This window comes from Pseudoalteromonas sp. S1608 (genome assembly GCF_005887265.1).
Classification (GTDB): Bacteria; Pseudomonadota; Gammaproteobacteria; order Enterobacterales; family Alteromonadaceae; genus Pseudoalteromonas; species Pseudoalteromonas undina.
Genome location: NZ_PNDK01000002.1, coordinates 214,835 through 238,745 on the forward strand (window position 1 = coordinate 214,835; position 23,911 = coordinate 238,745).

Here is a 23,911-nt window from a genome sequence, read left to right on the forward strand (position 1 = left end):
AGGTTGCTTAGCTTACTTTTTGCCAAATAATGCAAAGGTGAGTCCGTCATAGATAAAGAGGTTATTATGATTGAACGCGAAACCATGGAATTTGATGTTGTAGTTGTAGGGGCAGGTCCAGCGGGGCTTTCAACAGCAATTAAACTCGCGCAGCAAGCACAAGAAAAACAACAAGAGTGCATGATATGTGTAGTTGAAAAAGGCTCAGAAGTTGGTGCACATGTATTATCAGGTGCCGTTTTTGAAACCAAAGCACTTGACGAATTACTGCCAAATTGGCAGGAACTCGGCGCTCCTGTTTCGACTAAAGTGGTAAATGATGAGATTTACTGGTTTAACAACGAACATAAAGCAACCTCAATTCCTCACTTTGCTACACCAAATACATTTCATAACAAGGGTAACTACATTGTTTCTATGGGTAATGTATGTCGCTGGTTAGCAGAGCAAGCAGAAAACCTTGGAGTAGAAATATTTCCAGGCTTTAGTGCGCATTCAGTCATTATTGAAGATGATGTTGTAAAAGGCATCATTACTGGCGATATGGGTGTAGATAAAAATGGCAATGAAAAAGACGGTTACATGCCAGGTATGGAGCTACGCGCTAAGTACACAGTATTTGCTGAGGGCTGTCGCGGTCATTTAGGTAAGCAGCTGATCAATCAGTTTGCTTTAGACGATGAATGTTCACCACAGCATTATGGTTTAGGTTTTAAAGAAATTTGGCAAGTTGATGAATCTAAACATCAATTGGGTAAAGTTGTACACGGAACCGGTTGGCCATTGAGTGGCGACACTGGCGGTGGCGCCTTTATGTATCATAGCGAAAACAACCAAGTGGTTGTGGGGTTAATTGTTGATTTAAATTACTCAAACCCACACTTAAGCCCGTTTGATGAATTTCAACGATTAAAACATCACCCTATTTTCAAAAATACACTTGAAGGTGGAGAACGCATTGCCTATGGCGCACGTGCCATTGCAAAAGGCGGTTTACATTCATTACCAAAAATGCACTTCCCAGGTGGTTTATTAGTGGGTTGTGATGCTGGCACGCTTAATTTTGCAAAAATTAAAGGCAATCATACGGCTATGAAGTCAGGCATGATAGCCGCTGAAGTTATTTTTAATGCGCTACAAAACAATTTAGCCAATACTGATTTAACCCAGTATAGCGATGAGTTTAAAAAGTCATGGGCGTTCAAAGAGCTGTATCAGTCTCGTAATTTTGGCCCTGCTATGCATACCTTAGGTAAATTTGCAGGCGGCGCATATAACACGCTTGATCAAAATATATTTAAGGGTGCCCTACCGTTTAGTTTTAAAGATAACGTACCTGACCATGCAACTTTAAAAGACGCTAACCAAGCTGAAAAAATTAACTACCCTAAGCCTGATGGCAAACTCAGTTTTGATAAGCTTTCTTCAGTGTTTTTATCTAATACAAATCATGAAGAATCGCAGCCGTGTCACTTAAAACTAAAAGATGCATCAATTCCGATTATCGTTAACTTAGTTAAATTTGACGAGCCAGCACAGCGCTACTGCCCTGCCGGCGTTTACGAAGTACAAGAAGTAGAAGGCGAGCAATCCTTTGTGATCAACGCGCAAAACTGTGTGCATTGTAAAACCTGTGATATTAAAGATCCGAGCCAAAATATTACCTGGGTAACTCCCGAAGGTGCTGGTGGCCCTAACTATCCCAATATGTAACAACCTTTCTATAGAAATTATAAACTTATCCTAAATTGCAGGGGCTTCGGCCCCTTTTTTGCGCTATGCTGTTAAGTAATATGAATGAATGAGAGTGTGTTATGGCGTCGTCGAGTGTAATTTTTCGTTTTTTAGCAGAACCAACCGATGTAAATTTTGGTGGTAAGGTGCATGGCGGTGTGGTCATGAAGTGGATTGACCAAGCGGGTTATGCCTGTGCTGCGGGCTGGAGCGGCCACTACTGTGTAACGGTATCGGTTGCAGGCGTTAAGTTTAGCCGCCCTATCTTAGTTGGCCAAATTGTTGAGGTTGAAGCAAAAATTGCACACACCGGCAAAACCAGCATGCAAATTTTTATTCAAGTTCGCTGTGGCGACCCGAAAACGCAAAACCTAGTTGAAACCAATCACTGTGTTATTAGCTTTGTTGCTATGGATGAAACGGGTTACCCTGTGGCGGTACCAGAATTTAAATCGGTTACCGATGAAGACAAAAAGCTTGAGAACTACGCAATTAAAATGAAGCAAATAGCCATTGAAACAGAAAACTTATTAGATAAAGTTTAATTTAGTTGCTTTTATAGGTATGTAGAAACTACAACAACTTGTAAAAGCTACAATTTTTAATTTTTATGGATTAACTGCACGCTGAACACCTGATTGTTTTGCGTGCCAAAAAAAACAAAACAGCTCAACAAACACACATAAAGGCCAAATATTATGCGAAATAATACTTGGCACGCTCACTGCAATTAGTAAATCGACGTTTGATGAAATAATTCATCGATATTACTTTTTAAAGGAGCTATATAATGATTAAAACACTTTCTCTTTCTGCACTTGCTTTAGCAACACTGGGTTTTAATTCAGCGGCACAAGCTGATGTTACCGACATGGACTCTCCGCGCATTTACACTGGTATTGGTTATGGCCAATATTCATTTCAGTTTGAAGATAGCGAAAACGACACCGAATTTGATGACGACGCGCAAATGTTAAAAGGTTACATTGGTACCCAATTTAATGAACATTTAAGTCTTGAGCTTGCTTATCAAAATTTTGATGAAGTGAGTGATATAGACAGTAAAGCTGAAATTGATGGCGTATCGTTAGCAGCACGTTTTGCAGCGCCGATCACTGAAGATTTTTCTGTTTATGCAAAAGGTGGTTGGTTTGAATGGGATGCAGACGTTACTCAAGAGCTACCGGTTGGCAGCATCAGCGCATCTCAAGATGGCGGCGACGTATTTTACGGTGCAGGTATTGAATATGCATTTACAACCAATATGCAAGTGCGTTTAGAGTATGAGCGTTACGAATTAGAAGATGATATTGATCCAGAAATGGATGTTGCGTCAGTATCATTCCAATACATGTTTTAATAATAGCTTAATTGTTAAAACATTAGGTAAGGCTATTTTTAGCCTTACCTTTTTTATTTCACATTTAAACCAATCAGTCTATAACTCCTCTCCTAATTAAGCTAATGCCAGCAACATTAATTAAAGGTAGAATAACGCTCTATTTTTTCTATAACCGAGCATTATGAGCGATTATCAAATTTCGGCTATTGGCCACATTCAATCTCCGTATAAACAAAAATTTGCCATTCCTAGGCAGCCTAGATTAGTACCCGAAGCTAAAGCTAAATTGATTTTTGCCAAAGAATTTAATCGTGAAGAATTCGTTCGCGGATTAGATGAATTTAGCCATATTTGGCTGTTATTTCGTTTTCATGAAACCGCAGATAAAGGCTATTCAGCAATGGTTCGCCCGCCGCGCCTTGGCGGTAATGAGCGTAAAGGCGTATTTGCTACTCGTGCTACTTTTCGTCCAAATGCTATTGGCATGAGTGCAGTAAAGTTAGAGGGAATTGAGTATAAAAACGGTCAGTTAGCGTTATTGCTCACCGGTATTGATTTACTTGACGGCACACCCATCGTAGATATAAAACCTTATTTACCCTATTCAGACTCATTACCCGATGCAAGCGCTGGATTTGCTGATACGCGCCCAGAAACTCAAATGAGTGTTGAATTTAGCCAGCAAGCTTTAGAATTTATAAATAAACAAAGCCACTACCCTGAGCTACAAGCGTTTATTAGTAATGTGCTAAAACAAGATCCACGCCCTGCCTACAAAAAGCAAAAACAAGGCGTGCAAAGCTATGGTATGAATTTGTATGAATACAATATTACTTGGCAAGTGACTGATTCTCATCATCTGGTTACTCATATTGAGCTCAGTTAAGCTAACTTTAAAGCCCTGTTATGGCTATAAAATTCGATAAAAAATCACTTAGCGCTTTAGTGTCAATGCAACCGCTGGTAAACTGAGCGCCTTAATTAAAAGAACATATCACTCTATTTCGGAAAAAACATGCGTACTAGTCAATATATACTCGCTACACTTAAAGAAACGCCATCCGATGCGGAAATTGTCTCGCATCAATTAATGCTTAGAGCCGGAATGATCCGTCGCGTCGCTTCGGGTTTATACACTTGGCTTCCCTCTGGCTTACGTGTGCTAAGAAAAGTAGAAAACATAGTACGCGAAGAAATGGATAAAGCCGGCGCAATTGAAATGCTTATGCCTGTTATTCAGCCTGCTGATTTATGGGAAGAGTCTGGCCGCTGGAGTGAGTTTGGTCCTGAGTTAATGCGCTTTACCGACCGTCATAATCGTGAATTTGCTATGGGTCCTACCCATGAAGAAGTGATCACCGATTTTGTTCGTAAAGAAATTAACAGCTACAAACAACTACCAATTACTTTGTACCAAGTACAAACTAAAGTACGTGATGAGCGCCGCCCACGTTTTGGTGTTATGCGTGCCCGTGAATTTACTATGAAAGATGCCTACTCATTCCATTTAACCGATGAATGTTTAGATGCAACGTATCAAGTTATGCACAAAGCCTACTGTAACATTTTTGAACGTTTAGGCTTAGATTACCGTCCAGTAATTGCAGACACAGGCTCTATTGGCGGTAGTGTATCGCATGAGTTCCATGTACTTGCTGAATCTGGCGAAGACGCCATTGCTTTTAGTGATGCCAGCGACTACGCCGCTAATATTGAAAAAGCCGAAGCATTAGCGCCAACTGAAGCTCGCCCAGAAGCAAGCAAAGAGTTAAAAGCATTCCCAACGCCTGATGCAAAAACAATTAATGAGCTTAAAAAACACTATGGCGTAAAACCCCATCGCGGTATTAAAACATTAGTGGTTTATGGTACTCCTAATGAAGACGGCGTACGCGGCCTTGTTGCATTAGTACTACGTGGCGATCATGAACTAAATGAACTCAAAGCTGAGAAGCACCCATTGGTTGATTCTCCACTTGAAATGGCAACCGAAGCAGATATTGTTGCTGCCATTGGCGCAAAACCAGGTTCTTTAGGGCCTGTTGGCTTAAACATGCCTATTATTGTTGATAGAACTGCGAATGTAATGGCTGATTTTGTAGCCGGTGCCAATAAAGATGATGAGCACTTTAGCGGTATTAACTGGGATCGCGACGTAACAAACTACGAAGTTGCTGATATCCGTAATATTGTAGAAGGCGATCCTAGCCCGTGTGGTCAAGGCACGTTGCAAATTAAGCGCGGTATTGAAGTGGGTCATATTTTCCAACTAGGTACTAAGTACTCAGAAGCATTAAAAGCAGGTGTACTAAGCGAGTCAGGTAAAAATCAAATAATGACTATGGGTTGTTACGGAATTGGTGTATCGCGTATTGTTGCTGCAGCTATTGAGCAAAATAACGACCAATACGGTATTACATGGCCTAAAACCATAGCTCCTTTCGATTTAGCAATTGTGCCAATGAATATGCATAAATCGCATCGTATTCCTGATATTGCTAATAACCTCTATCAAGGTTTAAAAGATGCAGGTTTGGACGTGTTATTTGATGACCGTAAAGAGCGCCCTGGTGTTATGTTTAATGACATGGAATTACTTGGTGTACCTTACACGCTTGTCATTGGTGAGCGTAACCTTGATGAGAATAAGGTAGAACTTAAAAACCGTCGCACCGGTGAAAAACTTATGATTGATATCGATAGCGCGATTGAAACTATTAAAGCGCAATTTAAATCATAAATAATAATCTAATTAAAAAACCGCTGTATGATTTTTTCATACAGCGGTTTTTTATTGATTGCTTATCTAGTAATTTTCAAACACAGAGCTTAAATTAAGCAAATAGCATTGTCTCATAATTAATAATTTATAAAAAAAGGTCGCTGTGCGACCTTTTTTTATACTTTGCAATTTAGATGCTTATCTAAACAACACGTCTTCGCGGTTAAACCACTTAACACAAAATGCCAATAGTGCACCGGCTATCAGTGCTGTAGCTAAAAATATCAATCCCACCAGCGTGTAATCGACTGTGCCTTTAATAATTTCTTTGATCGCTAAGGCGACGTTAGTAACCGGAATAAAGGCTGTTTTAGCGGTCAGTTCCATATTAGGCATAATGGAGATAATAATTGGGAAAAATACCACCATACTTAATGGCGTCATGTAATTTTGCGCTTCTTTAAACGAACGTGCATAGATTGATATAGCCAATGCTAATGCAGAAAAAATAGCTGCAATTGGTAATAATAATACAAAAATCATCAGCAAGTCTGAAATGCCTAATGTACTAAACGCGGCTTTAATAAACTCTAGATCAGCAAATGCCAGTGCTAATGCTATCCAACACCCCATACTAATCACGGTGATAGTAGTTGATGCGATTGAAGTTGTGAGTAGAGTAATAAATTTACCCAATACTAGCTCTGTACGAGTAATGGGGGTAAGTAATAACGTTTCTAAAGTACCACGCTCTTTTTCGCCAGCGCCTAAATCAATTGCTGGGTAAGTTGCCCCCATCAGTACTAACGGGATAAGTAAATAAGGTAAAAACCCACCTACTTTTTCACCTAAGTTTTCACGTTTGTCTGCAGTATCAACTTTAACCACATTAATTGGCTTTAAAATAGATTCTTGTGCGCTTTTATCGATACCAAAACTCAATAGTTTACTTTCTTGAAGTGTATCGCTGTACTCTTTAGCAAGCTCTTTTACACGCTCAAATAAGAAGTTAATTGATTTTGAATCATTAAATACAACTTGCCATTCACTTTGCTTTTTATCATCTAATGTTTTTACTGCATCGCTTGGTAAGTATATTCCCATGTCGATATCGCCAGCAGTTACCCCTGCTTTTAGCTCCTCAACACTATTAAAAGTTTTATCGCCTTTATATAACTCAAAGCTTTTATGATAAAACACTTTATCAGTAAATTCTGGGGCAAAGTCGCCATTGATAATCGCATAAGTATTCACTTTTTGCTCTGCATCAAGCGCGGCTTGCGAAGAAATAAACGCAACCACAGCAAATAACAACGGAAAAACCACAATCGGAAATACTACCACGAACAACAAGGTTTTTTTATCGCGTAGCAGCTCGGTTAATTCCTTTTTAAAAACTTCAAACATCTTGCTTCTCCGTTAATATGTTCATAAACGCTTGGTTTAATTCTTCGCTGTTACCCGCTTGTTTAAATTCAGCGAGGGTGCCATCAAAACAACTTACACCTTCATTAATAACCGCTACACGGTCACATAAAAGCGCAACTTCATCTAAATGGTGCGTTGAGAAAATAACCGGAGTGCCTTGTGCTTTTAAGCCTTTAATAAAGTTAATTACTGTTTGCGTGGTCATAATATCAAGCCCGGTAGTTGGCTCATCAAGAATAACAACGTCTGGATGATGCACCACAGCACGCGCAATGTTGGCTTTTTGCTTCATACCGGTTGATAAGTTTTCAGCACGTTTATCAATAAATTTATGCATATCGAGTAAGGTAAATAACTCTTCACAGCGTGCCTTGATTGCCTGCTTGCTCATGCCATGTAGCTTTGCAAAATATTCGATATTTTCTTTTACCGTTAAACGGCCATATAAACCAGTAGAGCCAGACAAAAACCCGATAGATTTACGCCCAATCAGTGGCTTTTTAATTATGTCATTTCCAGCAATAGTAATACTGCCATCATCCGGTTTTAATGCGGTTGAAATCATTCTTAAGGTGGTGGTTTTACCCGCGCCATTAGGCCCTAACAGCCCCAATACTTCGCCTTTTGCACAGCTAAAGCTGACATTTTTTACTGAATGAAAAAAGTCTTTATCTTCGCGTGGGTCTACTTCATCTATTTTATTTTTTTTATGATCTTTGGTGAGCTTAAACTTCTTCTTAAGCGCGGTGACTTCTATCATTTTCGTGTCCTTCGTTTCGGTCTAAAATAGTCCGTGTTGTCGTAAAATGATGAATTGTTATTCTCCTCACACCAACCAGGAACACCTAATAAGGGTAAGGGTGAAAGCTGTTTATTATCGGCTAAACAATCATCATTTTTAATCATCTCATAAAGTTGCTTATCTAGGTACTGATATTGCGTTACTAAATCTTTACAAAATATTTCATCGGGTACATTCACAAATAATGCTTTCCCTGTGAGCCCAATATAAGGTTTGGTCAACATTTCGTAATTAGCGTGGCCAAACATGAATGGCGCTATAGTTTTACCCCACTGCTCTCTATGCGTTATAAATGCTGTTTTCCATTGATGGTCTCTTAAGCATGCTTTCCAATTAGAGTCACTAATAGCTAAAACTACGCCACACTCGTCAAACAGGGTTAATGCGTTACGATGTTTACTGCGTTGTTTTAAACCATGCACAGCTATTTCATCTACATGACGCTGATTGATTAGGGCTTTTGTTTTTGGGAATAAACACCAAATAAAACCACCAAACAGATCATGCCAATTTTGCTGGCGAGTAGGTACTTCCCCTGTTTCAAAAATAACTTGTTCATAATAGCGCTCAGCAAAGTCAACCTTTGCATCATCGATAAAACGAACGGGGAGATTATTTGCGTTTATGGCATTTAAGTACGGGGCAAAATACGCAGGTTCTGGCCAGTCTGTTTGTTGATGAATTTTAAACAGCTGACGTAAGTGAGCAAATGCCCCTGTGTTTAGGCTCGTTACTTGGAATTGTTCTGGGGGAGTAAAACGCTTCATTGTTACCTTTACTGTACATTTTTATCCGTGACAGTTTACCGCAAAAACTGGTTCTAATTAACAGAAGTTCATATACTAGGGTCACTTAGAACAAAAAAAGAGCCAATATGAAACGTTATTTTTCTTTGACCTTAATCACAACAGCGATTCTAGCGGGTTGTGCAACAACAAGTATCACTTCTGACGATGTCGCGAAAGGCTATAACAGCATTCAAGCCGATGAAATTGCTAAGCATGTAAAAGTGTTAGCCTCTGATGAGTTTGGTGGTCGTGCTCCTTCATCTGAAGGTGAAAAGCTTACGCTTGACTACTTAACACAAGAATTTACTGCATTGGGCTTTGAACCGGGTAACGGTGATAGTTTTTTCCAAGAAGTCCCGCTTGTATCATTAGAAGCAGACTCTGACATGGTGCTTAATATTGGCGGTAAAGACTACCAATACAAAAAAGACATGGTAATGGGTAGTAGCCGTATAAGTGCGCAAGAAGGGATTGAAAATTCAGAGCTGGTATTTGTCGGCTACGGTGTTAACGCACCTGAATATAACTGGAATGATTACGAAGGCCTAGATGTTAAGGGTAAAACCGTCGTGATGCTGGTAAATGATCCTGGTTTTGCAACTAAAGATCCAAACTTATTTACCGGTGATGCCATGACCTATTACGGGCGCTGGACTTATAAATACGAAGAAGCAAGCCGTCAAGGTGCAGCGGGCGCTATTATCATTCATGAAACGGCTCCTGCTTCTTACCCTTGGTCAGTGGTTGAGAACTCGTGGAGTGGCGAGCAGTTTGGTTTTGTAAAAGATAATAACAACATGGATCGTGTTGCTGTTGAAGGTTGGGTTACTGTTGATGTAGCAAAAGAGCTATTTACTAAAGCAGGCCTTGATTTTGATACTGCTAAAGCAGAAGCAGCTAAAGGCGCTTACCATGTAGATATGGGCGATTTAGCTGCCACTGTGAATGTAAAAAATACCATCAAAAAATCGGTATCTTATAACTTTATTGCCACTCTTCCCGGTAGTAAAACGCCAGATGAGCATGTTATTTACTCTGCGCATTGGGATCATTTAGGAACGGATAAAAATCGTAAAGGCGATCAAATTTATAATGGTGCCCACGATAATGCGACAGGTACAGCCGGTATGATCGAAGTGGCTGAAGCCTTTACTAAACTAGGTAAACGCCCTGACCGCTCAATGACCTTTTTAGCGGTAACCGCTGAAGAACAAGGCTTGCTTGGCTCAAAATATTACGCCGCTAACCCGGTTATTCCAGCAAATAAAACCGTTGCTAATATTAATATGGATAGCTTAAACCTATTAGGAAAAGTAAAAGATATTAGTGTGGTGGGTATTGGTAAATCGCAAATGGATGAACTATTAGCAACTGCTGCAAAAGAGCAAGGCAGAACAGTATCGGGCGACCCTAAACCATCTTCAGGTGGTTACTACCGCTCAGATCACTTTGCCTTTGCCAATATGGGTGTACCTGCTATGTATGCCGGTGGTGGTTCAGAAGCATTTGACGAAGAAACGGCTAATTATCGCAAGCGTATGAGTTTAGTATTGCGCGGTTGTTACCACCAGCCTTGTGATAGATATCGTGATGAGTGGGATTTATCAGGTGCGGTTCAAGATTTACAACTATTTTATAAAGTAGGTTTTGATATTTCACAGCAAACTCAATGGCCTACTTGGAATGAAAACTCAGAGTTTCAACGTAAATAAACGTTCTCAAGTAACCACCTAAATGATATTGATTATCATTTAATAAAATAGTACAGTGCGATCTAGTTTATTAATTAGGTCGTACTGTATGTTTTTAACAGAACATTTGGAAGTTATTTCGCCAGCTGCAAAACGTATTTTTCATCAAAATAAACGCCTAATTTTACCCCTGTTAATTTTAGTTTGTTTAGTCCTGCCCAGCTTACGCACTATAACAATCACTGCACTCAGTGATGCTTTTTTTCAAGTCAGTGTGTTTGTTGCTGCGACCCTATTTATTTACTACTACGCGATTGATCATTTACCCCAACTAGAGCTTCGTTATCTAAATGCTAAGTCTCCTGTATTAGAGGTCAGCTTTGCTGCTTTTTTAGGTATGCTGCCAGGGTGTGGTGGTGCAATCATTGTGGTTACCCAATTTACAAAAGGACAAGCAAGCTTTGGGGCTATTGTTGCAGTATTAACGGCTACAATGGGTGATGCGGCATTTTTATTATTAGCTACACGCCCTACTGACGGGTTATCGATAATGGCAATAGGCTTAGTCGTTGGAACGCTAACAGGCTTACTGGTTAATAAACTGCATAAAACAGGTTATTTATGCCCTACCAATCAAAAGCAAACACAACCAGTGACTGTATTGCCTACCAAAATAATAAAGTTGAGCAAGCCTATTTGGTTAATTGCTATTATTCCTGGATTACTAATTGCTTTTGTACTGGCGTTTAATATTGATTTAAGCCAATTTGGCAATCATGTAGTAAATGCGGTCAGTTTTTTTGGCGCATTAATGGCATTGTTTGTGGTGTTTATGTGGGCGCTATCATCAAAAGGTGAAAGCTATAAGGAAGTAACCTCAGAAGATGATGTATGCAGCCCGCCTTCAAAAATAACAAAAGTACTGCAAGATACTCATTTTGTAACTGCGTGGGTGGTTGCCTCCTTTGTTTTATTTGAACTACTGGTTACCGTGTTTGGCCTTGATTTAAAAACATGGTTTTTAAATTTTGCCTATTTAGCGCCGTTAATTGCGGTATTAATTGGCTTTTTACCCGGTTGTGGACCGCAAATTATTGTCACCACTTTATACATTCAAGGCGTGATACCGTTTAGTGCTTTAGCAGCGAACGCCATTTCTAACGATGGCGATGCGCTTTTCCCTGCCATTGCTATGGCACCCAAAGCGGCCATTATTGCCACACTATATACCGCTATCCCCGCGTTATTAGTGGGTTATGGACTGTATTTTTTCAGCTAAATCGGTCTACTTTTTATTAATTTACTTTTCAAGATATAAAAAACCAGCTAATTAGCTGGTTTTATTTATTCATATTAATAATTTAATGAAAAAGATTAGCGCATTGCCATCATCATTTTAGCTGGCTGCTCTAAGTATTCTTTCCATAAATTATTAAAGCGCGCTATCGTGCCGCCATCAATTACACGATGATCACCTGACCAGCTTACTTGCATAATTGCACGTGAAACCACCTGCCCTTGCTGATCAAAGCGAGGAAGGTGCTGTAATTTTCCAAGTGCAACAATCGCGACTTCTGGCTTATTTATGATTGGCGTTGCAATAGTGCCGCCAATTGCACCAATGTTAGAAATGCTAATAGTGCCACCTTTTAAATCATCAGGTGCAACTCGCCCTTCGCGAGCAGAATCAGTAAGCTGAGTTAAACTGTTAGCAACCTCTACAATGCTTTTAGTTTGACAAGCTTTAATATTAGGCACTAATAAGCCCACTTTAGAATCTACCGCAACCCCAATATTATGATCGTCATAGTAAGTAATTTCGCTACAATCATCATTTACTTTTGAGTTAAGTACTGGAAATTGACTCATTGCCAATGATAACGCCTTAATAAAGAATGGCATCATAGTTAACTTAACGCCCTGAGCTTTATATTGCTCTTTCAGATCAGTTCGAAGTGCAATTAAATCAGTTAAGTCAATTTCATCACTGTAGGTAAAATGTGGAATAGTAGAAACCGACGCTACCATCTGTTTTGCCATGGCCGCTTTAATACCTTTAATCGCTTCTGTTCGTGTTCCACCTGTGCTCGCTGTATGTTCAGTACTGCTGGTTTTTTTACTCTCAGAAGCTTGTGGTTTATTAAGCTCAGAAGTATCCATACCAGATGGCACTTCATTTTTTATAAACGCTTCAATATCTTGTTTATAAATACGACCATTTTTACCACTGCCTGGTACGCAAGTTAAATCTACATCAAGCTCTCGCGCTTTACGTCTAACCGCAGGTGAGGCAACTGCTTTTTCGTTAACAATCGCAGTTTCTGGTTGTGTTTGTTTAACCGGTGCATCGGTAGTTGCATTGCTTTGTGCTTTTACGACCGCTTGATTGACATCAACATCTTCTTTTGCAGCTTGACCTGCTATGGTCATTTGAAACAACGGGCTGTGTACTTTGGCAATTTCACCTTTTTGATAATATAGCTTTTGTACAGTACCGGTATATTTAGCCGGTATCTGTACCAACGCTTTATCAGTCATTACATCACAAACAGCTTGGTCTTCTTCAATCTCATCGCCTTCTGCTACTAACCACTCTACAATTTCACACTCAACAATACCTTCACCAATATCGGGTAAGATAAAATCTTCTAAGTGTTCACGAGTGGATGTTGGTGCAGATGGTGTTTCAATCTTTTCGCTGGGTGCTTCCCCGGCAACATCCATTGCAAATAACGGCGCATGCACTTTAGCAATATCGCCTTTTTTGCAATGCAGCTTAGTGATCACCCCATCGTGTACCGCAGGAATTTGCACTAAGGCTTTGTCTGTCATCACATCACAAATAGGCTGATCTTCTTTTACTGTATCACCTTCTTGTACCAACCATTCGACTACTTCGCATTCAACAATGCCTTCACCAATGTCGGGTAATATAAAATCTTTAGCCATGGAAACCCCTAAAAGTTCACTGATTGTTTAATTGCGGCCATTACTTTCAATGCATCTGGAACATATTCTTTTTCAAGCGCCAGCGGGTATGGTGTATCTAAACCACAGACACGTAAAATAGGTGACTCTAAATGCAAGAAACACTCTTGAGCGATGGTTGCCGCAATTTCGGCGCCAAAACCATTAGTAATAGGTGCTTCATGACTAACAATAAGCCGACCCGTTTTTGTCACTGACTTAGCAATCGTTTCAACATCCCACGGTAGAATACTGCGAAGGTCTATTACCTCACAGCTTATACCTTGTTCGCTGGCTTGTTTAGCAGCTGCTTCTACAATTTCCATTTGTGCCCCCCACGCTAATAAAGTAACGTCAGTGCCCTCTTGAACTACTTCGGCTTTGCCTAGTTCAATGCTGTAATCTTCTTCTGGCACTTCACCCGTAGATGCACGATATAAGCGTTTTGGCTCAAAAAATAGCACTGGATTATCGTCTTTAATACATGCGCGAAGTAAGCCTTTAGCTTGATAAGGGTTACGTGGCACAACAATTTTTAACCCTGGCGTATGAGCAAAGTATGCTTCTGGCGATTGCGAGTGATACAAACCACCAGCAATACCGCCACCGTAAGGTGTTCGTATTGTTAGATTACCTACGTTAAATTCATTACCGCTACGGTAGCGAAACTTAGCAGATTCATTCACAATTTGATCAAACGCAGGAAAGATGTAATCAGCAAATTGAATCTCAGCAAGCGCTGGTGCACCAAATGCGGCCAATCCGTTAGCAAAACCTAAAATGCCTTGCTCTGTAAGCGGCGTGTTGAATACTCGGTGCTTACCGTATTTTTCTTGTAAGCCTGATGTTGCTCTAAAAACACCGCCAAAATAACCCACGTCTTCACCAAAAATACACGCTTGAGGGTGCTCATTCATAGTGATATCTAAAGCAGAATTAATTGCATGTAGCATGTTCATTTTAGCCATTACTTAATTCTCCCTGCTGTTGTTGGGTAGGCATCAGGATGGGCTTTTATATGTGTTTTAAGCTCATCATATTGGCGTTGTAAAGATGGAATTGGTGTATCGTACACATCAGAAATCAGCTCTTCTAAGGCTGGTTTATCAATTACTTCAGCGCGTTTAAGTGCCGCCAAAATATCATCACGAATTGTTTCTTTCGCTTTTATATCTTCTGCGTCATCTAACCAGTTTTGTTTTACTAGCCATTTTCTAAAGCGCTCTATTGGGCACGCTTTATAGTTTGCTTCTTCATCTTTTGAACGGTAGCCACTAGGATCATCTGACGTTGAGTGCGCGCCTAAACGATAAGCTATCGATTCAATCAGTACAGGTTCACCTTGGGTTGCTGCAATTTCTCGGGCTTTTTTAGTTGCTGCATAAACAGCGAGTGCATCGCTGCCATCAACACGTATGGTTTTAATACCATACCCTACGCCACGCGATGCAATACCATCACCTTTAAATTGTTCATCAGCTGGGGTAGAAATAGCATAACCATTGTTACGTGCAAAAAAGATAACCGGTGCCTTATGCACTGCAGCCATGTTAAGACCTGCGTGAAAATCACCTTCTGAAGCGGCACCTTCACCAAAGTAACAAATGGTGACGTTATCAATAGTGCTTGCTAGTTCACCTGTTTTAGCATCGATATGTTTTACTTTTTGACCGTATGCATAACCGGTGGCCTGTGGGATTTGAGTTCCTAATGGCGATGAAATTGTCATGTAGTTAAGTGCTTTAGAACCGTAATGGATCGGCATTTGACGGCCTTTACCAAGATCTAGTTCGTTAGAAAACATCTGATTCATAAATTGGTCAAGCGTAAAACCACGGTAGTGCAACGCCGCTTGCTCACGGTATTGCGCCATAATCATATCATCTTGATCAAGGGCTGCCGCAGAGGCTGTTACCGCCGCTTCTTCACCTAAACACTGCATGTAAAAGCTAACACGGCCTTGGCGTTGAGCACCCTGCATACGTTCATCCAATAAACGAATAAAACGCATGGTTTCGTATAATTTAATAGCGGTTTGTTTAGAAATGTCAGGTGCAGGAGCACTAGGATGAATGTCGCCGTCCTCAGTTAAAATACTAAGGGTTGGAATATTAAGCGCGTGACCGTCGATAAACTCAAGCTCATGGTTAATATTCAGCGATACGTTATTGGGATTACTCATAACCTACCTTCTCTTGTTGTCGGTATCACAGTGCCCCTTTAAATTATTATTATGGGCGATTGTTGCTGAATAAACTTTGCAACATCTGCACTGTATTTAATTAAAGCTGCCAACACTTTACGTTAACGTAAAGTGTTATTCAACAAAACTGTGACCAAACAAAAGTAAATATTGAGCAAAAAACTGGCAAGTTAACTATACATATAATTAACCACTTATTAATCAGTTGGTTAACCTTTCATAACAAGTGGTCTGATGTGTTGAATTAGCTAAAACGACTATCCACCTGCATAGGCACAACCGTTAATAGTGCACGTTGTCCAATAGCAACTTGTGCGTTAGGAAAAATAATCGCTTCCCCTTCTACGTCCGCATAAATTGCATTATCACCATCAGTTGCTAAAAGCTCACCCTTTGCAAAGCCTGTAAAGTTCTCGGCATCATCAGAAAACGGGAAGCTAAAGTTTTGCTCTGTGCGGTTAATTGTGCGATGAACAGAAAACAACTCAAAGTCACTTGCATTAAATTTAGGGTATTCCACTTCTTTTTGACTAATTAATGCAGTTAATGTTTGCTTGGTTTTTGCAAAGCGCGACATGTCGTTTTCACCAAAGGGTTTTACTTGCCCAAGCTCAACGGTAAACGAATCAGCCCCATGCACAAACGATGAATAGTAGCTAAACGTGGTAGCGGGTGATTTCATCATTAATACCGTATTAACTCCGCAACTCAATAAAAACTGCAGTTGCGACTTTTTCCAAGGCTTGCCATGTAAAAATGGGTAAACAGCAAACTTCTCATTTTTAGAACCACGAATAGCGGTATGTAAATCATAATGACAGCGATATGTGCCCTGCTCTGAGCGTGCATAAAAATCGCTAACGTACTGTTCAAGTTTTGCAGCACGAATACGTTCGTCGTTCATCGCGATGCCATCAACAGTGTGGTGCCCATTAAATAAGCGATTTAAGTTCTCTTCTACAAAGCGTTTACCAATATTAATTGACTGAGGGTTACCAAAAATAAATAAAACCCGTTGTTGTAATTCAAATTTTCCACTAATAATGTGTTTAATCAGTTCATCGCAAATTTCTATAGGGGCTGTCTCATTGCCATGAATTGCACTTGAAAGCACCACATTCTTTGACGTTATACAATCAGGCTCAAATTCAATTACACCGGTATCATGCACGGTTACTTGCGTATTATTATCAAGGGTAAATTGGCCTGCATCCAAATGCCATTCATGGTTTCGAGAAAGCGTTAAAAAATCACCATCATGTTTTAATTGATTAATATATTCTGAAGTGGCTGACATCACTATAAAGCCCTTTTTGTTTTATAAATTGTAGATACAAAAACGGCTGAATAAATCAGCCGTTTTTAATTTTAATTGCAGATTAGCTAATTACTGAATCAACCAGTTTTTTAGCTTCTTTTTCTAATAAGGCTAAATGCTCTTCGCCTTTAAATGATTCTAGATATATTTTATATATATCTTCAGTACCTGACGGACGAGCAGCAAACCAGCCACTTTCAGTTACTACTTTTAATCCACCAATTGCTGCATTATTACCTGGCGCATGAGTAAGTTTTTGCATAATTGGCTCACCGGCTAAGGTATCGGCTTTAACATCGTCAGCACTGAGCGCTTTTAAACGTGATTTTTGCTCAGGCGTCGCTGGCGCATCTAAACGTTTATAAATTGGTGCACCAAATTCTTGCTCTAGTTCTTTATATAACGTAGACGGTGTTTTACCTGTAACTGCAAGAATTTCAGCAGCAAGTAGCCCCATGATAAAGCCATCTTTGTCTGTACACCATACGGTGCCATCAAAACGTAAGAAGGCTGCCCCAGCGCTTTCTTCACCACCAAAAGCCAACTTGCCTTTATTTAATCCCTCAACAAACCATTTAAAACCAACAGGTACTTCTTTTACTTTACGCTTATTACGCTCAGTGACTTTATCAATCATTGAGCTAGAAACGAGGGTTTTACCAATTTCAACGCTGGCATCCCAGTCACGATGCGTTAGTAAGTAATCAATGGCTACTGCTAAAAAGTGATTTGGATTCATTAATCCATCAGGTGTTACTATGCCATGACGGTCATAATCAGGGTCATTGCCTATCGATAGATCAAAATCATCTTTAAGGGCAATTAAATTCGCCATTGAATAAGGTGATGAGCAATCCATACGAATTTTGCCATCTTTATCAAGTGGCATAAATGCAAAACGCGGATCAACACTGTCATTTACAACGGTTAAATCTAGATTGTATTTTTTCGCAATCACTGGCCAAAAGTTGATGCCTGAACCACCTAATGGATCAATACCTACTTTAATACCAGCATCACTAATCGCTTTTAAGTTAACAATGTTTTCAAGATCATTAATGTACGGTGTCATTAAATCTTCATAGCGGATAAAACCAGAACGCGACGCTTTAGCAAATGGAAACAGTTCTACTTCAACTAAGTCTTCCATTAAAAGCTGATTGGCTCTATCTTCAATCCATTTTGTTACATCTGTATCTGCAGGGCCGCCATTAGGTGGGTTATATTTGAACCCGCCATCCTCAGGAGGATTATGAGACGGAGTAACAACAATACCATCGGCTAATTCATTTGGGTGATTTTTATTATAACTAACAATAGCGTGGCTAATTACCGGCGTTGGTGTGAAGTCGCCATTTTCTTGGGTGATCACTTGCACTTCGTTAGCAACCAGCACTTCTATCGCTGAGTTAAAGGCGGCTTCGCTTAATGCGTGGGTGTCTTTACCCAAAAATAATGGGCCAAATATATCGTTTTGCTTTCTGTAATCACAAATAGCTTGGGTGATGGATAATATGTGGGATTCATTAAATTTCACATCATATGCACAACCACGATGCCCTGAGGTGCCAAAGGCAACACAATGCTCAGGGTTTTGCTCTAGATCAGGCTCATTTAAATAATACGCAGACACTAACTTTGGTACATTCACTAAAACCGATTGTGGTGCAGTTTTCCCTGCGCCGGAATGAATTGCCATGGTATTTCCTTAAAGATAATCACGAATTTTTTCAGCTTGCTCATTGCTATAGCCCAAGCTAAGTGCAACTTCATGCAGCATCATTTTTTTACGTGTAGTATTTGAATTAGTCATCACCCAATATTCACTATCGGTGATGTTTTTAGGGTTCATACTACTACCGCTATTCACTAAGTCTTCTTTACTGGTCGCAAAATAAACACGATCGCGGCCTTTGATATCAAGCACTGCTGAAAAGTCAGTTTTGTGCGTTCGGTAAAATGCACTTAATATAAATAAGAAACGACCAACAACACCTTTTTGCATTGCCAGCTCTTCTTTATTTAAAATATTAAATACGTTCGCATTCTTTTTATTTACCGGCGGTTTCGCCACAGAGGCTGGCTGTTCAACGGCAGCAACTTGTTGTTCTTCAGATGGATTAGACACACTAACAGTTTCATTTTTATGATCAGTGTCTGATTTTGTAGTGTGAATTTTTTCGCCGCTGAGATTTAATAAACGACGTAAAATAGTCGATGCACTTTCACCAATACTCTGGGTATTGCTAGCAATGTACTGATATAACTCGTCGTCTATGTCGATTTGTTTCATGTTCTTCCTGTCATTACGGGTCACATTTTTCTTTCGATATGATTATACCCAAATCACCTCAAGATGCGAGCGTCGTTGGAATTAAAAGCGATATTAGGCAAGACAATATTGCAAATAATAGTCGTTCTATTATTAAAAGCTATGACGAGTATAAATCGCTTTTAAACCCTCACAGCCTTAACATAACTATAATTAATAATGACCAAATAATCAGAGAGCTAGGTATTTTGCATCCAGCGTTTAAATAATATCTGTATTTTTTGCTTTTTTAGTTAATGCTCGGCAAACTATGCGCAAAATTATGGGAGACGTTTATGCAATTAAATTACAAACAAATTGGTCAAGGTCCTGATGTTGTTTTGATCCATGGACTGTTTGGCTCTTTAGAAAACCTTAATGTGATTGCAAAACCATTAAGTGAACACTTTTGCGTAACCAATGTCGATTTACGTAACCATGGCATTTCCCCACACAGTGATGAAATGGATTACCTAGCCATGGCCAATGACATTGTGGAATTAATGGCGAAATTGAAAATACAAAAAGCCCACCTTGTAGGGCATTCCATGGGCGGTAAAGTGGCAATGCAAGTTGCATTAACCCATAGCGAATTGGTCAATAAATTAGTGGTACTTGATATCGCCCCAGTTAGCTACCCGGCTCGTCATACCCAAATCATTGAGGCATTAAATGCAGTAAAAAATGCCGATATTAGTGATAGAAAGCAAGCTGATTTAGTAATGCAACCGTATATAGAAGAGTTAGGAGTACGTCAGTTTTTATTGAAGAGTTTATATAAAAATGATGCAGGGAAATTTGTATGGCGATTCAATTTATCAGTGCTTGATAATAAATATTCAACAATTACCGACAACATTAATGCAAATAATTCTTGTTTATGCGAAACTCTGTTTATTAAAGGTAATGACTCTGACTACATATTAGCTGAGCACCGTGAAGCAATTAATTCGCTGTTTAAAAATGTAAGTGCAAAAATCATCCATGGTGCGGGTCATTGGTTGCATGCCCAAAAACCACAGGCTGTAAACAAAGCAATCAATGATTTTTTAACTGCAGTTTAATGTTATTTTTGTGGCGTGTTTTTGATTTATCACACTAAATAATTAAAGATTTATGTGCTATAGTACGCGCCGTTTAATTTAAAGGTTATACGTCGATGGTCAGTCAGTTTATTAACGAATTTGATACCTTAGGGTTGTATTTTGGCTTAGCAGGTATTTTTATTTTTATCGGCTTGGCAATTAAAGACGTACTGAAAAGCGGCAATGTGCCTAAATTTGGTCGTTATATTGTGTGGCTGGTACTTTTTTTAGGTTGTTCTGGCTTTATTGCCAAAGGACTTATTCAGGTATTTTGGCAAGGTGCGGGTGTAGGTTAAGCATGGCCAAGTCAGAAACAGATAGAACAACGCTTGATTTATTTGAATACGAGAAACGTCCAGGTAGGCCGAAAACCAATCCCCTTCCACGGGATATGCAGTTAAAGGTCAATAAACGTAATCAAATAAAAAGAGATAAAGCACGTGGCTTAAAGCGTGTTGAATTTAAAGTTTCGTCACAGCTGTATCAGGCTTTGAGTGATATGGCAGATGCACAAAATATTAGCCGTAGTGCGTTGATCGAAACAATTTTACAAGAAAGATTGGCTATTGATAGATAAAAGGTTTAAATCCATGGCAAGTGTAGGCATTTTTTTCGGAAGTGATACAGGTAACACAGAACACGTAGCAAAAATGATCCAAAAAGAATTGGGTAAAAAGCTCGTTGCTGTGCATGACATTGCAAAAAGCTCAAAAGAAGAGATAGCTGAATTTGATCTGATCTTATTCGGCATTCCAACTTGGTACTATGGCGAAGCGCAGTGTGATTGGGATGACTTTTTTCCTGAGCTTGAAGAAGTAAGCTTTGAAGGTAAGCTAGTGGCTATTTTTGGCTGTGGCGACCAAGAAGACTATGCAGAATACTTCTTAGACGCTATGGGTATGATCAACGATATCGTAACAGAGCGTGGTGCTATTGTTGTTGGTCATTGGCCAACAGACAGCTATGATTTTGAAGCATCAAAAGGTATGGCGGATGACAAGCACTTTGTAGGCTTAGGGATTGATGAAGACCGCCAGCCTGAATTGACTGAGCAACGCGTTAAACAATGGTGTGCTCAGGTATATGATGAAATGTGCTTAAGTGAGTTAGCAGATTAACCCTCCCTTTTTATGCTAACTGTTTAAAATATTATCAAACAGTTAGCATTTTCCGCGTTAATATTGATATAGATCAATTGTTCTTTGCACTTCCTGCAAAGGCACGTTATCCTAACTGTTATTGTGACGAGTACATCTTGCAAGATGTCTAGTATAACTAAATAAAATTGAGACAGATTTAATGACTGATCATAACTTGGAACTTAAAAAAGCCGGGCTAAAGGTAACTTTACCGCGTATTAAAATTTTAGAGATTCTTCAATCTCCAGATAACCAACACATAAGCGCTGAAGATGTTTACAAGGTTTTATTAGATCTAGGCGAAGAAATTGGTCTTGCGACTGTTTACCGTGTTTTAAATCAATTTGATGATGCGGGTATTGTTAGCCGTCATCATTTTGAAGGTGGCAAGTCTGTATTTGAACTTTCTGGCAGTACTCACCATGACCACTTAGTGTGTTTAAAGTGTGGCAAGGTTGTTGAGTTTGAAGATGACTTAATTGAACGTCGTCAACTCGAGATTGCTGAAGAAAACGGTATTAAGCTAACTAACCACTCTCTTTACCTATACGGTGAGTGTGAAGATAAAGACGCATGTAAGGCGTTTGCACAAAACAACAGTTAATTTTTATTAATTGCATAAAAAAACCTGCTAAAAGCAGGTTTTTTTGTGTCTAAAATAGAACAGAATTACTTCTGATCTATTTTAGCCCATGAGTCGCGCAGACCCACAGTTTGGTTAAATACCACGTTCTCAGATTTACTATCACGAGAGAAGTAACCAGTACGCTCAAACTGGAAACCTTGCGCAGGCTGTGAATTTGCCAGTGAAGGTTCTAGTTTTGCATTATTAATAACAACTAACGACTCTGGGTTTAATGTGCTTTCAAAATCTTCTGCTGCTGCAGGATTAGGAACACTGAATAAACGGTCATATAAACGTACTTCCGCCGTCACTGACTCAGGTGCTGACACCCAATGAATCACCCCTTTTACCTTACGCCCATCGCTTGGGTTTTTACCCAATGTTTCAGGATCGTAAGTGCAGTAAATAGTGGTAATTTCACCGTTATCATCTTTTTCAACACGATCTGCTTTAATTACATAAGCGCCACGTAAGCGTACTTCTTTATCAAGTACTAAACGTTTGAACTTATTGTTTGCTTCTTCGCGGAAATCTTCACGTTCAATAAAAATTTCACGGGTAAAAGGCACATCACGACGACCCATTTCTTCTTTATTTGGGTGATTAGCAACAGACAATGTTTCAACAGTGTCGGCTTCATAATTCTCAATAACGATTTTAACCGGATCAAGTACAGCCATAGCACGCGGTGCATTTTCGTTTAAATCATCACGGATACACGCTTCAAGCATACCCATTTCGACCATATTTTCTTGTTTAGTAATACCAATACGTAAACAAAACTCACGAATTGAAGCCGGTGTATAACCTCGACGACGAAGACCTGCAATCGTTGGCATACGCGGGTCATCCCACCCTTCTACCTTGTTATTTACCACTAAGTCATTAAGCTTACGCTTTGACATAATTGTGTATTCAAGGTTTAACCGTGAAAATTCAATTTGCTGTGGATGGCATTCAAGGCTGATATTATCAAGAACCCAGTCGTAAAGACGACGGTTATCTTGGAATTCTAAGGTACATAATGAATGTGTTATACCTTCTAGCGCATCAGAAATACAATGCGTGAAGTCGTACATTGGGTAAATGCACCATTTATCAGCAGTTTGGTGATGATGAGCAAAGCGAACGCGGTAAATAATTGGATCGCGCAGCACCATAAATGAGCTTGCCATATCAATTTTTGCGCGCAGTACACATTCGCCCTCTTTGAATTCACCATTGCGCATCTTTTCAAATAATGCGAGGTTTTCTTCAACCGAGGTATCGCGATAAGGGCTATTCTTACCAGGCTCTTTTAATGTGCCACGGTATTCACGCGCTTGATCGGCAGTTAAAAAACACACATACGCTAAACCTTTTTCAATTAACTCAACTGCATAGCCGTAAAGCACATCAAAATAGTTTGACGAATATTTAATCTCACCATCCCAATTAAACCCTAACCACTGTACGTCTTCTTTAATTGAATTAACGTAGTTAATATCTTCTTTTTCTGGGTTTGTATCGTCAAAACGAAGGTTACATAAACCGTTATAGTCTTTGGCGATACCAAAATTTAGGCAAATTGATTTTGCATGGCCAATATGTAAAAAGCCATTTGGTTCTGGTGGAAAACGGGTATGCGTTGTGGCATGTTTTCCACTTGCTAAATCTTCATCAATTCGGGTTCTAATAAAGTTACTTGGGCGATTCTCGATTTCCGCCATAGGAGTATAAACCTCTGTATATTGCGTGATAACAAAACTAATGCATT

Annotated in this window: 22 protein-coding genes; 12 read left to right on the forward strand and 10 right to left on the reverse strand. The window is 39.5% G+C overall.

Features of this window, described 5'->3' with window-relative positions:
- Positions 1–66: 66 nt before the first annotated feature.
- From CWB75_RS01305 to CWB75_RS01325, 5 genes are all read left to right on the forward strand, one after another.
- Positions 67–1,713, forward strand: a complete 1,647-nt coding sequence (locus CWB75_RS01305; RefSeq protein WP_138569688.1) for an electron transfer flavoprotein-ubiquinone oxidoreductase — start codon at positions 67–69, stop codon at positions 1,711–1,713.
- Positions 1,714–1,814: 101 nt separating this feature from the next.
- On the forward strand, positions 1,815–2,279 hold the full coding sequence (locus CWB75_RS01310; RefSeq protein WP_008113812.1) for an acyl-CoA thioesterase: 465 nt from the start codon (positions 1,815–1,817) through the stop codon (positions 2,277–2,279).
- A gap of 245 nt (positions 2,280–2,524) precedes the next feature.
- Positions 2,525–3,094 (forward strand): outer membrane beta-barrel protein, encoded by a 570-nt coding sequence (locus CWB75_RS01315; protein WP_138569689.1) that lies wholly within the window; start codon positions 2,525–2,527, stop codon positions 3,092–3,094.
- Between the two features lie 163 nt (positions 3,095–3,257).
- Positions 3,258–3,962, forward strand: coding sequence for a tRNA (N6-threonylcarbamoyladenosine(37)-N6)-methyltransferase TrmO (gene tsaA, locus CWB75_RS01320; protein WP_138569690.1), 705 nt, complete (start codon positions 3,258–3,260; stop codon positions 3,960–3,962).
- Positions 3,963–4,091: 129 nt separating this feature from the next.
- On the forward strand, positions 4,092–5,816 hold the full coding sequence (locus CWB75_RS01325; protein WP_138569691.1) for a proline--tRNA ligase: 1,725 nt from the start codon (positions 4,092–4,094) through the stop codon (positions 5,814–5,816).
- Positions 5,817–5,996: 180 nt separating this feature from the next.
- On the opposite strand, the gene CWB75_RS01330 is transcribed toward CWB75_RS01325, so the two are convergent.
- Genes CWB75_RS01330 through CWB75_RS01340 form a run of 3 tightly spaced genes read right to left on the reverse strand, consistent with a single transcriptional unit; the run spans position 5,997 to position 8,795 of the window.
- Positions 5,997–7,205: an ABC transporter permease gene (locus CWB75_RS01330; RefSeq protein ID WP_055012100.1), complete on the reverse strand. Its 1,209-nt coding sequence runs from the start codon at positions 7,203–7,205 to the stop codon at positions 5,997–5,999.
- Positions 7,198–7,986, reverse strand: coding sequence for an ABC transporter ATP-binding protein (locus CWB75_RS01335; protein ID WP_075169185.1), 789 nt, complete (start codon positions 7,984–7,986; stop codon positions 7,198–7,200). Before CWB75_RS01335 ends, CWB75_RS01330 begins: the two co-directional genes overlap by 8 nt.
- Positions 7,983–8,795 (reverse strand): DUF3025 domain-containing protein, encoded by an 813-nt coding sequence (locus CWB75_RS01340; RefSeq protein WP_138569692.1) that lies wholly within the window; start codon positions 8,793–8,795, stop codon positions 7,983–7,985. The genes CWB75_RS01335 and CWB75_RS01340 overlap by 4 nt, the downstream gene beginning before the upstream one ends.
- A gap of 107 nt (positions 8,796–8,902) precedes the next feature.
- On the opposite strand from CWB75_RS01340, the gene CWB75_RS01345 reads away from it, so the two are divergent.
- Complete coding sequence (locus CWB75_RS01345; RefSeq protein ID WP_138569693.1) at positions 8,903–10,528, forward strand: M28 family metallopeptidase; 1,626 nt, start codon at positions 8,903–8,905, stop codon at positions 10,526–10,528.
- Positions 10,529–10,616: 88 nt separating this feature from the next.
- Positions 10,617–11,786: a putative manganese transporter gene (locus CWB75_RS01350; RefSeq protein WP_138569694.1), complete on the forward strand. Its 1,170-nt coding sequence runs from the start codon at positions 10,617–10,619 to the stop codon at positions 11,784–11,786.
- A 95-nt stretch (positions 11,787–11,881) separates the two neighbouring features.
- Here CWB75_RS01350 and CWB75_RS01355 read toward each other — a convergent pair whose 3' ends face one another.
- The 6 genes from CWB75_RS01355 to seqA all read right to left on the reverse strand — a co-directional run bounded on the left by CWB75_RS01355 (position 11,882) and on the right by seqA (position 19,288).
- Complete coding sequence (locus CWB75_RS01355) at positions 11,882–13,456, reverse strand: dihydrolipoyllysine-residue acetyltransferase (RefSeq protein ID WP_138569695.1); 1,575 nt, start codon at positions 13,454–13,456, stop codon at positions 11,882–11,884.
- A gap of 8 nt (positions 13,457–13,464) precedes the next feature.
- Positions 13,465–14,442, reverse strand: a complete 978-nt coding sequence (locus CWB75_RS01360; protein WP_010390106.1) for an alpha-ketoacid dehydrogenase subunit beta — start codon at positions 14,440–14,442, stop codon at positions 13,465–13,467.
- The gene (locus tag CWB75_RS01365) at positions 14,442–15,656 is read right to left on the reverse strand and encodes a thiamine pyrophosphate-dependent dehydrogenase E1 component subunit alpha (protein ID WP_008466734.1); all 1,215 of its coding nucleotides are present in this window, start codon (positions 15,654–15,656) and stop codon (positions 14,442–14,444) included. The genes CWB75_RS01360 and CWB75_RS01365 overlap by 1 nt, the downstream gene beginning before the upstream one ends.
- Before the next feature lie 265 nt (positions 15,657–15,921).
- Positions 15,922–16,974 carry a succinylglutamate desuccinylase gene (gene astE / locus CWB75_RS01370; protein WP_138569696.1) on the reverse strand — a complete coding sequence of 351 codons (1,053 nt, stop codon included), beginning with the start codon at positions 16,972–16,974 and terminating at the stop codon, positions 15,922–15,924.
- A gap of 82 nt (positions 16,975–17,056) precedes the next feature.
- Complete coding sequence (gene pgm / locus CWB75_RS01375; RefSeq protein ID WP_109874605.1) at positions 17,057–18,694, reverse strand: phosphoglucomutase (alpha-D-glucose-1,6-bisphosphate-dependent); 1,638 nt, start codon at positions 18,692–18,694, stop codon at positions 17,057–17,059.
- 9 nt (positions 18,695–18,703) lie between these two features.
- A complete protein-coding gene (gene seqA / locus CWB75_RS01380) occupies positions 18,704–19,288 on the reverse strand; it encodes a replication initiation negative regulator SeqA (RefSeq protein WP_010390110.1) in 585 nt (194 codons plus the stop codon).
- A 314-nt stretch (positions 19,289–19,602) separates the two neighbouring features.
- Between seqA and CWB75_RS01385 the strand changes: the two genes are divergently transcribed.
- The 5 genes from CWB75_RS01385 to fur all read left to right on the forward strand — a co-directional run bounded on the left by CWB75_RS01385 (position 19,603) and on the right by fur (position 22,134).
- Positions 19,603–20,370, forward strand: a complete 768-nt coding sequence (locus CWB75_RS01385) for an alpha/beta fold hydrolase (protein WP_138569697.1) — start codon at positions 19,603–19,605, stop codon at positions 20,368–20,370.
- 95 nt (positions 20,371–20,465) lie between these two features.
- Positions 20,466–20,687, forward strand: coding sequence for a DUF2788 domain-containing protein (locus tag CWB75_RS01390; RefSeq protein WP_008113777.1), 222 nt, complete (start codon positions 20,466–20,468; stop codon positions 20,685–20,687).
- Between the two features lie 2 nt (positions 20,688–20,689).
- Positions 20,690–20,968: a LexA regulated protein gene (gene ybfE, locus CWB75_RS01395; RefSeq protein WP_008113775.1), complete on the forward strand. Its 279-nt coding sequence runs from the start codon at positions 20,690–20,692 to the stop codon at positions 20,966–20,968.
- A gap of 13 nt (positions 20,969–20,981) precedes the next feature.
- Entirely contained in the window at positions 20,982–21,509 is a 528-nt protein-coding gene (gene fldA / locus CWB75_RS01400) for a flavodoxin FldA (protein ID WP_008113772.1), read from the forward strand.
- Positions 21,510–21,690: 181 nt separating this feature from the next.
- Positions 21,691–22,134, forward strand: coding sequence for a ferric iron uptake transcriptional regulator (gene fur / locus CWB75_RS01405; RefSeq protein WP_010390113.1), 444 nt, complete (start codon positions 21,691–21,693; stop codon positions 22,132–22,134).
- A 65-nt stretch (positions 22,135–22,199) separates the two neighbouring features.
- Here fur and glnS read toward each other — a convergent pair whose 3' ends face one another.
- The gene (gene glnS, locus CWB75_RS01410) at positions 22,200–23,864 is read right to left on the reverse strand and encodes a glutamine--tRNA ligase (protein WP_138569698.1); all 1,665 of its coding nucleotides are present in this window, start codon (positions 23,862–23,864) and stop codon (positions 22,200–22,202) included.
- Between the last annotated feature and the right edge of the window lie 47 nt (positions 23,865–23,911).

Excerpts from the sequence above, each read along its gene's own strand:
- CWB75_RS01305 (WP_138569688.1), top strand. The coding sequence starts at position 67 with ATGATTGAACGCGAAACCATGGAATTTGATGTTGTAGTTGTAGGGGCA.
- CWB75_RS01310 (WP_008113812.1), top strand. The coding sequence starts at position 1,815 with ATGGCGTCGTCGAGTGTAATTTTTCGTTTTTTAGCAGAACCAACCGAT.
- CWB75_RS01315 (WP_138569689.1), top strand. The coding sequence starts at position 2,525 with ATGATTAAAACACTTTCTCTTTCTGCACTTGCTTTAGCAACACTGGGT.
- tsaA (WP_138569690.1), top strand. The coding sequence starts at position 3,258 with ATGAGCGATTATCAAATTTCGGCTATTGGCCACATTCAATCTCCGTAT.
- CWB75_RS01325 (WP_138569691.1), top strand. The coding sequence starts at position 4,092 with ATGCGTACTAGTCAATATATACTCGCTACACTTAAAGAAACGCCATCC.
- CWB75_RS01330 (WP_055012100.1), bottom strand. The coding sequence starts at position 7,205 with ATGTTTGAAGTTTTTAAAAAGGAATTAACCGAGCTGCTACGCGATAAA.
- CWB75_RS01335 (WP_075169185.1), bottom strand. The coding sequence starts at position 7,986 with ATGATAGAAGTCACCGCGCTTAAGAAGAAGTTTAAGCTCACCAAAGAT.
- CWB75_RS01340 (WP_138569692.1), bottom strand. The coding sequence starts at position 8,795 with ATGAAGCGTTTTACTCCCCCAGAACAATTCCAAGTAACGAGCCTAAAC.
- CWB75_RS01345 (WP_138569693.1), top strand. The coding sequence starts at position 8,903 with ATGAAACGTTATTTTTCTTTGACCTTAATCACAACAGCGATTCTAGCG.
- CWB75_RS01350 (WP_138569694.1), top strand. The coding sequence starts at position 10,617 with ATGTTTTTAACAGAACATTTGGAAGTTATTTCGCCAGCTGCAAAACGT.
- CWB75_RS01355 (WP_138569695.1), bottom strand. The coding sequence starts at position 13,456 with ATGGCTAAAGATTTTATATTACCCGACATTGGTGAAGGCATTGTTGAA.
- CWB75_RS01360 (WP_010390106.1), bottom strand. The coding sequence starts at position 14,442 with ATGGCTAAAATGAACATGCTACATGCAATTAATTCTGCTTTAGATATC.
- CWB75_RS01365 (WP_008466734.1), bottom strand. The coding sequence starts at position 15,656 with ATGAGTAATCCCAATAACGTATCGCTGAATATTAACCATGAGCTTGAG.
- astE (WP_138569696.1), bottom strand. The coding sequence starts at position 16,974 with ATGTCAGCCACTTCAGAATATATTAATCAATTAAAACATGATGGTGAT.
- pgm (WP_109874605.1), bottom strand. The coding sequence starts at position 18,694 with ATGGCAATTCATTCCGGCGCAGGGAAAACTGCACCACAATCGGTTTTA.
- seqA (WP_010390110.1), bottom strand. The coding sequence starts at position 19,288 with ATGAAACAAATCGACATAGACGACGAGTTATATCAGTACATTGCTAGC.
- CWB75_RS01385 (WP_138569697.1), top strand. The coding sequence starts at position 19,603 with ATGCAATTAAATTACAAACAAATTGGTCAAGGTCCTGATGTTGTTTTG.
- CWB75_RS01390 (WP_008113777.1), top strand. The coding sequence starts at position 20,466 with ATGGTCAGTCAGTTTATTAACGAATTTGATACCTTAGGGTTGTATTTT.
- ybfE (WP_008113775.1), top strand. The coding sequence starts at position 20,690 with ATGGCCAAGTCAGAAACAGATAGAACAACGCTTGATTTATTTGAATAC.
- fldA (WP_008113772.1), top strand. The coding sequence starts at position 20,982 with ATGGCAAGTGTAGGCATTTTTTTCGGAAGTGATACAGGTAACACAGAA.
- fur (WP_010390113.1), top strand. The coding sequence starts at position 21,691 with ATGACTGATCATAACTTGGAACTTAAAAAAGCCGGGCTAAAGGTAACT.
- glnS (WP_138569698.1), bottom strand. The coding sequence starts at position 23,864 with ATGGCGGAAATCGAGAATCGCCCAAGTAACTTTATTAGAACCCGAATT.